The following is a 13,828-nucleotide window of genomic DNA, read 5'->3' on the forward strand; positions in this document are numbered from 1 at the left end:
TACTCAGTCATGCTGAGCGATTCTTGAAAAAATATGTTTGGCATCCTGATTTCCTAAAGGAGATAATACGGTTTCCTTTTTAAAGGGGATGGTCATGAAATTATTTAATATTTTTCAATAGCGGCCCTCTAACCCCCTTGTTATCACAGTTTTAACCGGATCCCAAGCTCGACCACGCGCTTATGGGGGATCTTGTAAAATTCTGTGGCGTTCAGAGCATTTTTGGCAAGCCAGATGAACAGACGCTCGCGCCAGGGAGACATATGGGCTGAGGTGCTAGCAATCGGAATACCACGGCTCATGAAAAATGTTGTTTCCTGCGGATCTATTTGCAGCCCAAGATGATCACATCTATCAAATATACTGGTCACGTTAGGCGTTTCAATGAACCCAATAAAATAGATGACCTGGTAAACATTACAACCCATGTCATTAACATAAAGCTTTTCCGTATAATGAACTCTAGGGACATCTCGTGTAATAACTGATAAAATGACAACTTTTTCATGCAGCACCTTATTATGTCGAAAATTAATTGTGAGCGAGGTCGGCTCACTGTCAGGCGTAGAAGACATATAGACCGCATTACCGGGCACTCGGATCGGAGGGTTGGCACGGAGGGCTTTAACAAAGTTGTCTAATGTCTTACCCGATTGATGGATTTGGTTGCTTAAAATATCTCTACCTTCTTTCCAAGTGGTCATAACGGCCCACAATGTCATCCCAATAATAATGGGAATCCAGCCGCCCTCGGGAAGTTTCATCAAGTTAACAGTAAAAAATGAGATATCTATGGTTAAGAATAAACCAAAAATGCTAACCAACTTCCACCGTGGCCATTTCCAGCGGGTGGCGGCTAAATAAGCGGTCATTAACGTGGTGATCACCATAATGCCAGTGACCGCCATGCCATAAGCAGCTGCCAATTTAGTTGACGATTTAAAGGTAGAGACCAAAATCAGGGCCATAATTAACAGGGACCAATTCATGGTGGGAACGAAAACCTGACCAATGGTTTGGCGTGACGTATGGTTAACCACAAGGCGGGGAAGGTACCCTAATTGTACCGCTTGCCATGTCATGGAGAAAATGCCCGAAATGACCGCCTGAGAGGCGATCACGGTTGCAATGGTCGCGATAATAACTAAGGGTAACGTGGCCCAGGAGGGCGCAAGAAAGAAGAACGGATTCGATTCTGCTCCGGTATGATGGAGCAGTAAAGCTCCCTGACCGAAATAGTTTAGAATTAAGCAGGGAAAAACAATAAAGAGCCAGGCACGGCGAATGACTGTTTTGCCGAAGTGGCCTAGATCGGTATAAAGTGCCTCCGCCCCCGTGATAGCCAGGACGACCGAGCCTAGGATTGCCAAAGAATATACACCGTGCTCAATAAAAAAATAGTAACCGTAGATAGGGTTGAGAGCATAAAGGATATCTGGTTTTTGAATAATATGATAAAGCCCTAAAAGACCCAAAATTAAAAACCAGACAACCATGGCAGGGCCAAATAGCCGACCAATTGCCTCGGTTCCCTTATCCTGAATCATAAACAGGATAACCAGGATAACTAACGCAAAAGGCACAACATAGTCACCAAAGTTGGGAGAGACAACAGTTAAACCTTCAACGGCACTTAAAACTGAAATTGCCGGCGTGATAACAGCGTCTCCATAGAATAGCGCCGCTCCAATCATGCCGACCGCAAATAAGCATTTCTTAACCTTCGGGGTGCCGCCGCGCATACTTAAGGAGAGAAGGGATAAAGTTCCACCCTCACCATTGTTATCTGCCCGTAATACAAAACATATGTATTTAAGAGAGACCACCAGCGTAACTGACCAAAATATAAGAGAAAGGATTCCCATAATCATGGAGTAATTGTGAGAATACGGAGATTGCGCCAAGCAATCTTTGATAGTGTATAAAGGGCTGGTACCTATATCGCCAAAGACGACACCGATGGCCCCCACTAAAAAAGTATTGTTTGATTCTCTGTCTGCTTGTGTCAGAGACATCGGCTTTTTGCCTCCACTTAGGATAATTTGCAATCCATACTAAAAATGCTTAGTCGTTATTGGCACTATACCTTAATACCCTTTAACCAAATCTTAAAATTCATAATCAAAAAAACTTAAAATTTATAAAAATTAGGTATAGTCTATAAGCAAGGTCCCATAAGTTTGTGGTTTTTAAATGGCAGATAAATCTGAATCATCGGTACATAAGCATCCCTTTCATCTTGTTGATCCTAGTCCGTGGCCTCTAGTGACATCCTTGGCTGCATTTGTGGTAACTTTTGGTGCTGTCCACTATTTTCACGGTGGCGCTAAAATGACTATGCTCACTGGCTTTCTGATGCTCATCATTTCAGCGGGCTTATGGTGGCGGGATGTAATCCGGGAATCAAACACCAAAGGGATTTATACGCCGCACGTGCAAACTGGCCTAAGAGTGGGCATGATTCTGTTTATATGTTCAGAAATAATGTTTTTTGTGGCCTTCTTTTGGGCTTACTTTGATGCGGCTCTGTTCCCTAAAGAAGCCACGGGTGGCGTTTGGCCCCCTAAAGGGATAGAGACCCTTGATCCTTTCCATCTTCCTTACTTTAATACATTGCTCTTGCTTGCCTCCGGAACCACAGTGACCTGGGCTCATCATGCTTTGCTGGAAAATAATCGCAAAGGTGTCCTACAGGGATTAGGAATGACAATCGCCTTGGGGTTAACTTTTACATGTGTTCAGGCTATCGAGTATGCCCATGCTGGCTTTTCCCTCAACGGCGGTATTTATCCTACCACCTTTTATCTGGCAACTGGTTTTCATGGCGCCCATGTTATCATTGGCACGATCTTTTTGACAGTCTGTTGGTTTAGAGCCTGGCGTAACGAGTTTACTCCCAATGCCCACATTGGTTTTGAATCGGCCGCTTGGTATTGGCACTTTGTCGATGTGGTTTGGCTGTTTTTATTCGTATCCATTTACTGGTGGGGCTACCGGCCATTTATGAGCTAAAGCTAACTCTCTTTACTGTATTTTACGGGCGGCTCTAGGGCCGCTTTTTTACTGGCAACAACAATGCTGTTTGTCTTTATCTTCTTCCAGATATTCCCTCTAAACGATGGGCATTAAATTACTTCTTTACCCTGACGTGGACCGATATTGCGCCTCTGCTAGGTGTCTAAGCGCTTTCAACAGAGGTATTCGCTAAAACGCTGGGTTTAGGTCGTCTTTAATAGAGTTCAGCGGCACGCTTCTCAAAGGCTCTAATCATCCTCGCGACAGCTTCAGAAAACACGGGTGCGAGTAGGGCTTGCAAGGTAGAATTCTTGAATTCAAAATCAATATAAAAATCTATCTCTGTTAGCTGCTGATTGAGAGGGGTTAATGTCCAATGGTTATTCAGATAGCGAAACGGGCCCGTAAAGTATTCAATATCGATGCGCTCCGTCGGGGTTAAGTGAACCCGGCATTTATAAGGATAAGTTAAGAATTTGTAACCAATGATAACATCTGACATAAATGAGTTGTCGCGATGATCGTAGGTATTTGCAGATTCAACCCAAGGTAGAAAAATCGGATAATTTCCCACATCAGCAATCAAATGGAAAAGCTGGTCCGATGTATAGGGAAGGATTTTCTTTTCAGCATGGGTGGGCATCCACGACCTCATTTATATGGTTGGAAGTATCAATTTCTAATCACATTTACAGTGTAATGCTGAACCGTTCTGCATTCTATAGATGAGATAACTTTATTAATGAGCCAGTACGTCTGCTACCAACATTTAAGTAGGCAGCAGTTAACCACTGGGTCTTTAATGGTTTAAGGTTCTTTAGATTCCTCAAGGATTCTCGTAATGGCCTCCTGCAAGGGCAGAACTTCTTGGGCTTGGCTGCCAAGCCGCCGTATAGCAACACTGGTCTCTTCTGCTTCGCGTTTGCCAACGACCAATAAAATGGGGACCTTCTTAAGCGAATGTTCCCGAACTTTATAGTTAATCTTTTCATTGCGATTGTCGAGAGTGGCTCTAATATTCGCAGCCTTTAAGCGTTCTACCACTTCTGCGGCATAGCTATCAGCTTCGGAAGTAATAGTAGCGACGCAAACCTGCACAGGCGACAGCCAAAGCGGGAACTTGCCGGCATAATGCTCAATTAAAATGCCGATAAACCTCTCAAAGGATCCTAGAATAGCCCGATGTAACATAACGGGGCGATGTTTTTTTCCATCCTCGGCAATATAAACGGCGTCAAGACGCTCCGGTAAGACAAAGTCCGCTTGTAACGTACCACATTGCCAATCCCGGCCAATGGCATCTCGCAGAACGAATTCTAATTTAGGTCCATAAAAGGCACCTTCACCTGGGTTTAGAGTAAATTCTAGCCCCGAGGCAATAGCGGCTTCTTTAAGCGCCGCTTCAGCTTTATCCCAGATCTCATCAGATCCTGCTCTTTTTTCGGGACGATCGGAGAATTTAATGCGAATATCCTCAAAGCCGAGATCACGATACACCTCTTTTAAGAAATCACAGAAAAGCTTAGTCTCGCTAACAATTTGTTCGGGCGTGCAGAAAATATGAGCATCATCCTGCGTAAAAGCACGGACCCGCATAATACCATGCAGGGCTCCAGAGGGTTCATTGCGATGGCAAGAGCCAAATTCAGCCATACGCAGGGGTAAGTCCCGATAACTCTTAATGCCTTGCTTAAAGATCTGGACATGACAGGGGCAGTTCATAGGCTTGACCGCCATGGCTTTATCTTCCGCTTCTACCACAAACATATTTTCACGGAATTTTTCCCAGTGGCCTGAGGCCTCCCAAAAACTCGCATCCAGGATTTGTGGGGTTTTAACTTCGACATACTGACGCTGCTCTAAACGCTTGCGCATAAAGTTTTCGAGAAGACGATACAAGGTCCATCCATGCGGGTGCCAAAACACTGATCCTGGTGCCTCTTCTTGGACATGGAAGAGATCAAGTTCATTGCCGAGACGGCGATGATCGCGTTTTTCTGCTTCTTCTAGCTGTAGGAGGTAATCTTTTAGCTGTTGTTCTGTTGCCCAGGCCGTTCCGTAGATACGCTGTAACCGTTCCTTGCGATGATCCCCACGCCAATAGGATCCTGCCACGGACATCAATTTGAAAGCTTTGCCGAGACGGCCCGTTGAAGGCAGGTGAGGGCCACGACATAGATCAATAAAATCTCCTTGGCGATAAAAGCTAATGATTTGTCCTTCGGGAATGTCACTAATAATCTCAGCCTTAAATTTCTCTCCAATAGATTCGAAGAATTTAATTGCTTCTTCCCGTGGCATTTCTGTGCGAATAATGGGCTCGTCGCGGCGGACAATTTCATGCATGCGGGCTTCGAGTTTGCTGAGATCATCAGGGGTAAAAGGGGTTGCACGGTAAAAATCATAATAGAACCCATTTTCAATGGCAGGTCCTATGGTGACTTGAAGATCGGGATATAATTCTTTGGCCGCTTCAGCGAGAACGTGCGCCGCATCATGGCGTAAAAGCTCTAACGCCTCAGGGTCATTGCGTCTGACAATTTCAATAACAGAGCCATGGGGAATAGGTGCTGTAAGATCGGTCATGTGCCCGTTGACCTTAATAGCAACTGCGTCTTTTGCGAGCGAAGATGATATGCTGGCTGCAATTTCTAGACCATTGTGAGGCGACTCGAATTCGCGAACGCTTCCGTCTTTGAGTTTAATAGCAAACATGGCTCATTTTTCCTGTATAAGTAGTACACTTAAAGGTATACAGTAATTTGAGGGCAGGAGTCCATGGTAAATTGTGGATACCTGCCGTCTTAATAAGCTTTATATAGATGCTTTTTTCTAACTTACGTCGAGTCTGTTACTAGTCAGATAGACTAACTTCTTAACTGATCTTTCCATCTGCCCTTTTTCCCATACTAGGAGAGGTTTGTTCAGTTGTCATTTTGGAATAGGCTTTAAGCGTAGGGATGACAATTTGGGTAGAAGGCATAGCCTTTTCTAAGATTTCCAGAAGATCATCTTGGGCTAAGGCAATACAGCCGCGGGTCGGCTCATAGCCTTCGCGCGCTACATGAATAAAGATCGCACTGCCATGATTGGCTACGACCGGCAAACTATTATGGGTCGTAACAACAATTAAATTATAGATATCGTCATCACGCCATAGTTTTTCATGACTGGCGTTATAGGGGAGGCGAATGTGATTGTTGTAACGTGGGTTTCTAGGGTCATCGCACCAGCCATCATGTTTATCCAGCATACGACAGGTAAGGCGAGTGGTGGGGGCTTTGCTAAACTTATCAGGCCGATAAAATACGTAGCGAAGTCCGAATATTCCTACCGGTGTCGCTTTATCACCCTCCACTTTATTCTCTTTAATTCCTCCGCTTCCAGTAGCGCAGGTATACTCTTTTTGCCCAAAAGTGAGTGTTGTTGGAGATGTCAAAACTAGATTTGCCATAACAGTTACCTCTTGGATGATCGTTAGAGTGAGGCTCGTTGAAAATAAATACCCTATGTTTCTCTCCTAGGAGGAGAGGTAAGTGACTAATTTCATCAGATAGAAAGGGGATCATCGATCCCCCTTTTTGCAAAGAGTTAAGCTTTAATCTTCGCCGTGGGCTTTAGAATAAGCAGCCACACCATCAAACATATTTAACTTTTCAATATGCATCCATCGGTAGTCCTTTTTTACTAAACTGATCAGGTTAAGGATGTCTTCATCCGTCACTTCCCGATTCGCATCAGTAGAAATAAAACGGCAACGGAAGCAATCAGTTAAATCAGGTTCTGTTCCATGAGCATTGGGATAAACTTTAACGCCACGATTTGAGATCATTTTCAGCTTCAAGTTGGCCGAGCCAGCAAGATCAGTAAGCTTCTTGCCCATTCCCTCGAGATTGTTGTGAGCTTCAATAAATAGATCTACACCTGCCACGCTCCGAGATTTGACCTCAATTGCTTTTTGGCTGTCTTTAATCTTAGGCATATTGATGGGTTTGTAGGCACGGCGTGTCCATTCTGGATGAGTTCGGCCAAAGTTATCAATGATAGCTTTGGTAAACTCAGTGGTGGAAACAGAGCCCGCATCGCCATGAACATCCCGGGTATAGGTTTTATCGATTCCCAAAGTAACTACCAAGGCTTGCTCAATCATATCTGCAGCCTCAAACTCCCCAATATAGCGCAGCATCATTACTCCTGAAAGTAACACAGCTGTGGGGTTAATTTTATTTTGGCCCGCATATTTTGGTGCTGATCCGTGAACGGCTTCAAAGATGGCAAAGTTATCGCCAATATTAGCGCCCGGCGCAAAGCCTAGTCCCCCAATTAGTCCGGAACCGAGGTCACTGAGAATATCACCATTCATATTGGTGGTAACGATGACATCAAATATCTCGGGCATCTTAACCAGCTGGTGGGCACAATTGTCAACAATGATGTGCTGCGCTTCAATTTCCGGATACTCTTTGGCAATTTCTTCAAAGGTACGTTTCATCATGCCTTCGGTTGCCTTCATAATGTTGGCTTTCGTGGCGCAATGGACAAGCTTGCGTCCTTCTGAGCGCGCAAATTCAAAGGCTAGGCGAATAATTTTTTCACAACCCGGGCGCGAAATTAGCTTTAAGCATTGGGCCACATTCGGAGTCTGCATATGCTCAATACCGGCATACAAATCTTCGACATTTTCACGGACGATCACAAGATCAATTTTACGGCCAGAAAAAGGAGTTTCTACCCCCGGAAATTCACGAACTGGACGAATATTGCCATAGGTTTCAAACATCTTGCGTAGAGTAACGTTAGCTGACTTTTCACCATGTCCTACGGGCGTCTCTAAAGGTCCTTTCAGCGCTATCTTGTTCCGCATAATCGAATCAATTGTTTCTTGAGGAACGCCAGTTGATAAGCCTTTCTTAAATACTTGAGCGCCCGCTTCACAGCTTTCCCAATTAATCTTGACGCCACTAGCATCAATAATTTGCCGGGTCGCATTAGTTACCTCTGGGCCAATACCATCGCCTTGAATTAAGGTAATTGTATGTGATTTTGACATTTAACAGCTACTCCTTACAAAAAGATAAAACTTTATTGAAATCTTATCATTGTTAAATTTACTACGCACTGTTTTTTTACGGATTAAAGTTACCATATGATATATAAAGTAAAAATAGTATTAAGGTTAGTTAGGTTTTGTCACCCCCATGCCCATTATTTTTCAAGAAGAATTTTTTAAACTAAAAAGTAAACGTAAGCGTGCGTTAGGTTTGGATGTTGGTAATAAAACAGTTGGTATGGCCGTCAGCGATGCGACATGGCTTATCGCCAGTCCACTTACGCTTTTAAAGCGAAGCAATTTGACAGCCGATAGTAAATCTTTGTTTTCTATCTATCAGCAATATGATGTCTGCTGTATTGTTGCTGGCTTGCCTTTGAATATGAACGGCACACAAGGGCCGCAAGCAGAAGTTGTACACACTTTTATTGACTTCCTTCTTAAAATTCAGGATATTCCTGTTTTCTTGTGGGACGAACGTCTTTCTACGGTTGCAGTGACACGCACCCTATTAGATGCTGATTTATCGCGAAAACGTCGCTCTGAAGTCATAGATAAGATGGCGGCTACCTATATCCTGCAGGGAAGTCTAGATCTATGCCGCACGCATGAAGGATAAGTTTTCGGAAACAGAACTAAAATGCGGGAAGCTAGAGGCGATGCAATCTGCCCCTTGAATGATGATAGGATTGCGAGCAATCATTCCCAGAATATACAAAGCCATTGCGATCCGATGATCCTTGAACACATTGATGGTCACGCCTCCAAAGATAGGCAATCCAGACGTACCTTTGACAATCAACGTATCATCATCGACCCGTACCTCAATGCCACACGTGCTCAAATTGCGAAAGATTCCTTCTAAGCGATTGCTTTCTTTATAACGCAGCTCCCTTAAGCCGCGGAAGATGGACGTTCCTCTGGCAGCCGCTGCTGCTACTGCCAAAGCGGGGTATTCATCAATCAAGGAAGGGGCCTCTTGAGCCTCAAGGGTAATTGAGTTAAGGGTGTTAGATTCGATGCGTAAATCAGCAATCTCTTCACCACATATTTGGGTGCGACGCAGAATGGTTACCTTCGTTCCCATCATTTCTAACACTTCAAAGGCGCGACGTCGATATGGGCTCCAGTTAATCCCTTCGATGGTAATACAGGAATGAGGGGTAATTGCTGCTGCAACTGCAAAAAATACAGCAGCGGAGGGGTCTCCCGGAACAGTTATATTTTTAGCAGCATAATGACATTTGCCGACCACGGATAAGGTTTGTCCTCCAGATGCATGGCTGGTTGTTGTTAAGGGGATTCCCAGATAATCCATTAATTTTTCTGTATGGTCGCGTGTCTTGAGGGGTTCATGGACAGATGTCACCCCCTGGGTATTGATGCCAGCTAATAAGACTGAGGATTTAACTTGGGCCGACGGAATGGGCATAACATAATGTAGGGCTGCCGGTGTGCTGGTGCCCCGAATGGTTAATGGTAAAGTTTCATTAGTATTCGTCTCAAAGGTTGCTCCCATCTCTTTGAGAGGAAGGATCATCCGTCGCATGGGGCGTTGAGATAGGGATGCATCACCGTAAATGGTAACGGCAATAGGAAAAGGCGTAATGACCCCCCCTAATAGGCGAGTGGTCGTGCCTGAATTTCCAAGATACAGCGGGTTTTTGGGCTGAGTCAGATTGGTGCCCCCAAGGCCATGGACTAACCGTTTGCCGGCGCCTAAGTTCTCAATTTTTACTCCCATCGCTTCTAAAGCGAGTTGGGTATGTGCCACGTCTTCCCCGGTATTAAGACCGTCAATTTCAGTTATGCCAGTGGCAAAGGCGGCTAAGAATAGGGCTCTGTGAGAAATTGATTTGTCGCCGGGAATATCCTTATGAGCAACCAAAGTCCCGCGCAGGTGGCTCTGACGATAAGAAATCAAGGTGTTGTTTATGGCCATGTGCTTGACTCCTTTTTATTCCTAATTTGGCTAAAACTCATTAAAGAATAAAAAAAATCTAGCGCAACACTTTTTATCTTTGACAAAAAGCGTTCAGGCATGTCAAAACTTATGTCAAGTATTTTATGGTATTTAAAGGAGTTTTCCGTGGTAAAATTAGAATGGGGAACCAAGCGTACTTGTCAGAGTTGCGGCTCTCGTTTTTATGATTTGCTCAAATCACCCATTGTCTGCCCAAAATGCGGGTCAACTTATGAAATTATTGCAACGACGCGCCGTGGCCGTAAGTCATCAGTAAAGACAGTTGTTGATGAAGAAGTTCTGGACCAAGATGTTGAGTTAGATGATGCTGACGATACTCTACTGGACGACGAAGATGATTTAGATGCTGATCTGGATGAGGTCGAAGTAGAAAGCGACGATGACGATCGGTAATCAGCCTGCATTAGCTTGTGCTATTGAAGCCTCACCTATAAGTGAGGCTTTTTTAATAAGCTCTTACTGATTTAATCCTATTAAATTCTTTTGTTTTGCTGGATAAGAAATAATGGAGATCTGTTAATCTTTCCCTAACTATGATGAGGTATTAATACTTTCATCACGGAGATGTTTTTATAAGAAAGGGAGCGGAGATATGAAATTATTACAACCTATTACTATCGGTGATCTAAGCCTCCCGAACCGTATGATTATGGCCCCTTTAACCCGGTGCCGTGCCACTGAGGTAGGGCGTATACCTAATCAACTTATGGCAGAATATTATGCGCAACGTTCCACCGCTGGCTTGATAATCTCGGAAGCAACTTCAGTGAGTCCCATGGGAGTGGGCTATCCTAATACTCCAGGGATCTGGTCGCCAGATCAGGTTGAAGGATGGAAAACAGTTACTGAAGTGGTCCATCAAAAAGGGGGAAGAATATTTCTACAGCTTTGGCACGTTGGCCGTATCTCTCATCCTAGCTACTTGGATGGCCAGCTTCCCGTGGCGCCCAGTGCCATTGCTGCCGCAGGACATGTGAGCCTAGTGCGTCCTAAAACCTCTTATCCTGTTCCCCGCCCGCTTGTGCTCGAGGAAATGGCGCAGATTGTTGAGGACTATCGCCTTGCCGCAATCAATGCCCAAAAAGCGGGGTTTGACGGGGTGGAAATTCATGGGGCTAATGGTTACTTATTAGACCAGTTCCTACAAGATAGCTCTAACCACCGACAGGATATTTATGGGGGAAGCATTGAAAATCGAGCCCGGCTTATGCTCGAAGTCACCGATGCCGTTATCTCTGTTTGGGGAGCTAATAGAGTTGGGATGCATCTATCCCCCCGCGGAGATGCACATAGTATGGGCGATAGTAACAAATTAGCAACTTTTAGCTATGTCGTTCAACAATTAAGTGACAGGAATATCGCTTTCATTTGTGCCCGTGAGCATGTCGGCGAAGGACGGATTGGGCCCCAGCTTAAAGCGCTTTTTAAGGGTGTTTATATTGCCAATGAGAATTTGACCGCCGATACGGCTGAAGAATTACTGGAGAAGAAGGAAGCTGATGCTGCCGCCTTTGGACGGGCTTTTATTGCTAATCCTGATCTGCCTCGGCGAATTGCCAATCATGCGCCTCTTAATGAGGGGAGACCTGAAACATTTTATGGTGGAACTGCTGAAGGATATACGGATTACCCCTTTATGGATGACTAAGACAAGATTGCTACTAAGGAGAAAAGGCAGTCAAAGCTACATTGGCGCTCTTTGTTGCAACTATTAGCTATCATAAACAATCATTCCTGATCTATAATTAGAGGTATAGACACTTAAAAAATTGAAAAGTATGTTCTCAAAGTTTGAACGAATGATTGCTTTCCGGTATCTACGCTCTTCGCGTCAGGAAGGATTCATTTCGGTGATTGCGTGGTTCTCTTTTATTGGTATTGCCTTGGGGGTTGCCACCCTGATTATTGTTATGTCAGTGATGAATGGATTTCGGCAAGAGTTATTGCAGCGGATTATTGGAATGAATGGCCATATAGCTATAAATGCTATTGGACGGCCCTTTGAGGACTTTGATAAGGCTCTTAAAACTGTGCAAAGAGTTGCAGGGGTCGTTCAAGTTTATCCCGAGATAGATCGCCAAGCGATGTTAATGTTCCGCGCTCAAGCGCGAGGTGTACAGGTTCATGGGATGCGCCCTGATGACCTTAAAAAGCGCGAATTTATTCGCAATAATGTTATTGATGGTAGTCTGGATCAGTTTGGCGTCTTTGAGCATGATGGCATTAAGACGGAAACAATTGCAATTGGAGTCTCTCTGGCAAGTAAGACGGGGATTTCAGTGGGAGATCGGGTAAGCTTAATGAGCCCTGAGGGAACTTCTTCAGCTTTTGGAACTTTGCCGCGACAGAAATCATTTTTAGTGGCGGCCATTTTTAAAGCGGGAGTCTATCAATATGACTCTGCTGTGGTCTTTATGCCCCTTGAGTCGGCCCAATCTTTCTTTCGCCTTGGAGCGGGGATCACTAATCTTGAGGTTTTTGTGGATAATCCAGACCGTGTAGGACACAGATCTTTTCAGATCCAGAGTGCTTTAGGGCCAGATTTCCAATTGTTTGATTGGCAGAATTCAAATAATACTTTATTCCAAGCCGTGGAAGTCGAGCGCAATGTTATGTTTATTATCTTAACATTGATTATCTTGATTGCAGCTTTTAATATCTTGTCCAGTTTGATTATGCTGGTCAAAGATAAAACCCGTGATATTGCCATCATGCGCACCATGGGTGCGAGTCAAAAAAGTATGATGCGTATTTTTTTCTTAACAGGCTCTACTTTAGGCTTGGTGGGAACTGTTTTAGGGTTGACCTTAGGATTAACCTTTGCTTTAAATATCGAGCATATCCGCCAAGCTTTGCAATCTTTGACGGGGACCAACTTATTTAATGAAGAAATTTACTTTTTGACTCAATTGCCCTGCAAGATTGATCCCTTTGATGTCATTGTAACCGTAATTACTGCTTTAATCTTAACTTTCCTGTCCACGCTGTATCCTTCCTGGCGCGCAGCACGCCTGGATCCTGTAGAGGCTTTAAGACAATGACCGATCTGACCTTAAAACTTGATTCAATAACTCGTTCCTTTCAACAAGGGGATGAAATCCTCACCGTCTTGAAGGGGATCAATCTTCAAATTAAGAGAGGCGAGATTGTGGCGCTTGTTGGCCATAGCGGGGCGGGCAAGTCAACCCTTTTACAGATCGCGGGCTTACTAGAACCCCCCAATAAAGGACAGGTCATTATGGCTGGACAGGATACTGCTCAATTATCGGAGGCGCAGCGCACCGCTTTAAGAAATCAATTTGTAGGCTTTGTCTATCAGTTTCATCATTTGTTGCCTGAATTTAGTGCTGTAGAAAATGTTATGATTCCGCAGCTTATAAAAGGGACTGGCTTAAAACAAGCTCAAGAGCGAGCGGTCGATCTTTTAACTAAGCTTGGGTTATCACATCGTCTTGACCATCGCCCTAAAAAACTTTCGGGCGGGGAGCAGCAACGTGTCGCCATTGCTCGGGCTTTAGCAAATATGCCTAAAATATTATTAGCTGATGAACCGACCGGTAACTTGGATTATGCTACATCTGATATTGTGTTCAATCAAATGGTGCAGCTGGTAAAAGAAACGGGCATGTCAGCTCTTATTGCTACCCATAATCCCGATTTGGCCAAGAAAATGGACCGCATTATTGAGATTAAAGCCGGTACCATTGCATGAAGGCATCTTATCTTCACCTTAAATCTATAGACTGATTTAGGATGCGAGAGCTAAGAGACAATTAATT

At 44.3% G+C, this 13,828-nt stretch carries 12 protein-coding genes; 6 read left to right on the forward strand and 6 right to left on the reverse strand.

What is annotated here, in order from left to right; genetic code table 11:
- Positions 1–143: 143 nt before the first annotated feature.
- Positions 144–2,015 carry a potassium transporter Kup gene (locus tag HMO_RS0110905; protein WP_010302882.1) on the reverse strand — a complete coding sequence of 624 codons (1,872 nt, stop codon included), beginning with the start codon at positions 2,013–2,015 and terminating at the stop codon, positions 144–146.
- A gap of 178 nt (positions 2,016–2,193) precedes the next feature.
- On the opposite strand from HMO_RS0110905, the gene HMO_RS0110910 reads away from it, so the two are divergent.
- The gene (locus HMO_RS0110910; RefSeq protein WP_010302883.1) at positions 2,194–3,012 is read left to right on the forward strand and encodes a cytochrome c oxidase subunit 3; all 819 of its coding nucleotides are present in this window, start codon (positions 2,194–2,196) and stop codon (positions 3,010–3,012) included.
- A gap of 217 nt (positions 3,013–3,229) precedes the next feature.
- Here the strand turns inward: HMO_RS0110910 and HMO_RS0110915 are convergent, their stop codons facing one another.
- The 4 genes from HMO_RS0110915 to HMO_RS0110930 all read right to left on the reverse strand — a co-directional run bounded on the left by HMO_RS0110915 (position 3,230) and on the right by HMO_RS0110930 (position 8,065).
- The gene (locus HMO_RS0110915) at positions 3,230–3,658 is read right to left on the reverse strand and encodes a type II toxin-antitoxin system RatA family toxin (protein WP_010302885.1); all 429 of its coding nucleotides are present in this window, start codon (positions 3,656–3,658) and stop codon (positions 3,230–3,232) included.
- 164 nt (positions 3,659–3,822) lie between these two features.
- On the reverse strand, positions 3,823–5,730 hold the full coding sequence (gene thrS / locus HMO_RS0110920) for a threonine--tRNA ligase (protein WP_010302887.1): 1,908 nt from the start codon (positions 5,728–5,730) through the stop codon (positions 3,823–3,825).
- Between the two features lie 160 nt (positions 5,731–5,890).
- Positions 5,891–6,469, reverse strand: a complete 579-nt coding sequence (locus HMO_RS14770; protein WP_010302888.1) for a L,D-transpeptidase family protein — start codon at positions 6,467–6,469, stop codon at positions 5,891–5,893.
- A gap of 144 nt (positions 6,470–6,613) precedes the next feature.
- Positions 6,614–8,065: an NADP-dependent isocitrate dehydrogenase gene (locus HMO_RS0110930; RefSeq protein WP_010302892.1), complete on the reverse strand. Its 1,452-nt coding sequence runs from the start codon at positions 8,063–8,065 to the stop codon at positions 6,614–6,616.
- Between the two features lie 148 nt (positions 8,066–8,213).
- Here HMO_RS0110930 and ruvX point away from each other — a divergent pair, with 148 nt between their 5' ends.
- Positions 8,214–8,684 (forward strand): Holliday junction resolvase RuvX, encoded by a 471-nt coding sequence (ruvX, locus tag HMO_RS0110935; protein ID WP_010302895.1) that lies wholly within the window; start codon positions 8,214–8,216, stop codon positions 8,682–8,684.
- Here ruvX and aroA read toward each other — a convergent pair.
- Complete coding sequence (aroA, locus tag HMO_RS0110940; protein WP_010302897.1) at positions 8,661–10,007, reverse strand: 3-phosphoshikimate 1-carboxyvinyltransferase; 1,347 nt, start codon at positions 10,005–10,007, stop codon at positions 8,661–8,663. The two genes, ruvX and aroA, sit on opposite strands and share 24 nt — an antisense overlap.
- A gap of 111 nt (positions 10,008–10,118) precedes the next feature.
- On the opposite strand from aroA, the gene HMO_RS0110945 reads away from it, so the two are divergent.
- From HMO_RS0110945 to HMO_RS0110960, 4 genes are all read left to right on the forward strand, one after another.
- On the forward strand, positions 10,119–10,442 hold the full coding sequence (locus HMO_RS0110945) for an FYDLN acid domain-containing protein (RefSeq protein WP_280956263.1): 324 nt from the start codon (positions 10,119–10,121) through the stop codon (positions 10,440–10,442).
- A 199-nt stretch (positions 10,443–10,641) separates the two neighbouring features.
- On the forward strand, positions 10,642–11,697 hold the full coding sequence (locus HMO_RS0110950) for an alkene reductase (RefSeq protein ID WP_010302903.1): 1,056 nt from the start codon (positions 10,642–10,644) through the stop codon (positions 11,695–11,697).
- Positions 11,698–11,827: 130 nt separating this feature from the next.
- Positions 11,828–13,090, forward strand: a complete 1,263-nt coding sequence (locus HMO_RS0110955) for a lipoprotein-releasing ABC transporter permease subunit (protein ID WP_029448963.1) — start codon at positions 11,828–11,830, stop codon at positions 13,088–13,090.
- Positions 13,087–13,761 carry an ABC transporter ATP-binding protein gene (locus tag HMO_RS0110960; RefSeq protein ID WP_010302905.1) on the forward strand — a complete coding sequence of 225 codons (675 nt, stop codon included), beginning with the start codon at positions 13,087–13,089 and terminating at the stop codon, positions 13,759–13,761. Before HMO_RS0110955 ends, HMO_RS0110960 begins: the two co-directional genes overlap by 4 nt.
- The last annotated feature ends 67 nt before the right edge of the window (positions 13,762–13,828 follow it).

This window comes from Candidatus Odyssella thessalonicensis L13 (assembly GCF_000190415.1).
Lineage (GTDB): Bacteria > Pseudomonadota > Alphaproteobacteria > Paracaedibacterales > Paracaedibacteraceae > Paracaedibacter > Paracaedibacter thessalonicensis.

What these genes read in the sequence shown, in the direction of transcription:
- HMO_RS0110905 (WP_010302882.1), bottom strand. Translation starts at nt 2,015, where the DNA reads ATGTCTCTGACACAAGCAGACAGAGAATCAAACAATACTTTTTTAGTG.
- HMO_RS0110910 (WP_010302883.1), top strand. Translation starts at nt 2,194, where the DNA reads ATGGCAGATAAATCTGAATCATCGGTACATAAGCATCCCTTTCATCTT.
- HMO_RS0110915 (WP_010302885.1), bottom strand. Translation starts at nt 3,658, where the DNA reads ATGCCCACCCATGCTGAAAAGAAAATCCTTCCCTATACATCGGACCAG.
- thrS (WP_010302887.1), bottom strand. Translation starts at nt 5,730, where the DNA reads ATGTTTGCTATTAAACTCAAAGACGGAAGCGTTCGCGAATTCGAGTCG.
- HMO_RS14770 (WP_010302888.1), bottom strand. Translation starts at nt 6,469, where the DNA reads ATGGCAAATCTAGTTTTGACATCTCCAACAACACTCACTTTTGGGCAA.
- HMO_RS0110930 (WP_010302892.1), bottom strand. Translation starts at nt 8,065, where the DNA reads ATGTCAAAATCACATACAATTACCTTAATTCAAGGCGATGGTATTGGC.
- ruvX (WP_010302895.1), top strand. Translation starts at nt 8,214, where the DNA reads ATGCCCATTATTTTTCAAGAAGAATTTTTTAAACTAAAAAGTAAACGT.
- aroA (WP_010302897.1), bottom strand. Translation starts at nt 10,007, where the DNA reads ATGGCCATAAACAACACCTTGATTTCTTATCGTCAGAGCCACCTGCGC.
- HMO_RS0110945 (WP_280956263.1), top strand. Translation starts at nt 10,119, where the DNA reads ATGTCAAGTATTTTATGGTATTTAAAGGAGTTTTCCGTGGTAAAATTA.
- HMO_RS0110950 (WP_010302903.1), top strand. Translation starts at nt 10,642, where the DNA reads ATGAAATTATTACAACCTATTACTATCGGTGATCTAAGCCTCCCGAAC.
- HMO_RS0110955 (WP_029448963.1), top strand. Translation starts at nt 11,828, where the DNA reads ATGTTCTCAAAGTTTGAACGAATGATTGCTTTCCGGTATCTACGCTCT.
- HMO_RS0110960 (WP_010302905.1), top strand. Translation starts at nt 13,087, where the DNA reads ATGACCGATCTGACCTTAAAACTTGATTCAATAACTCGTTCCTTTCAA.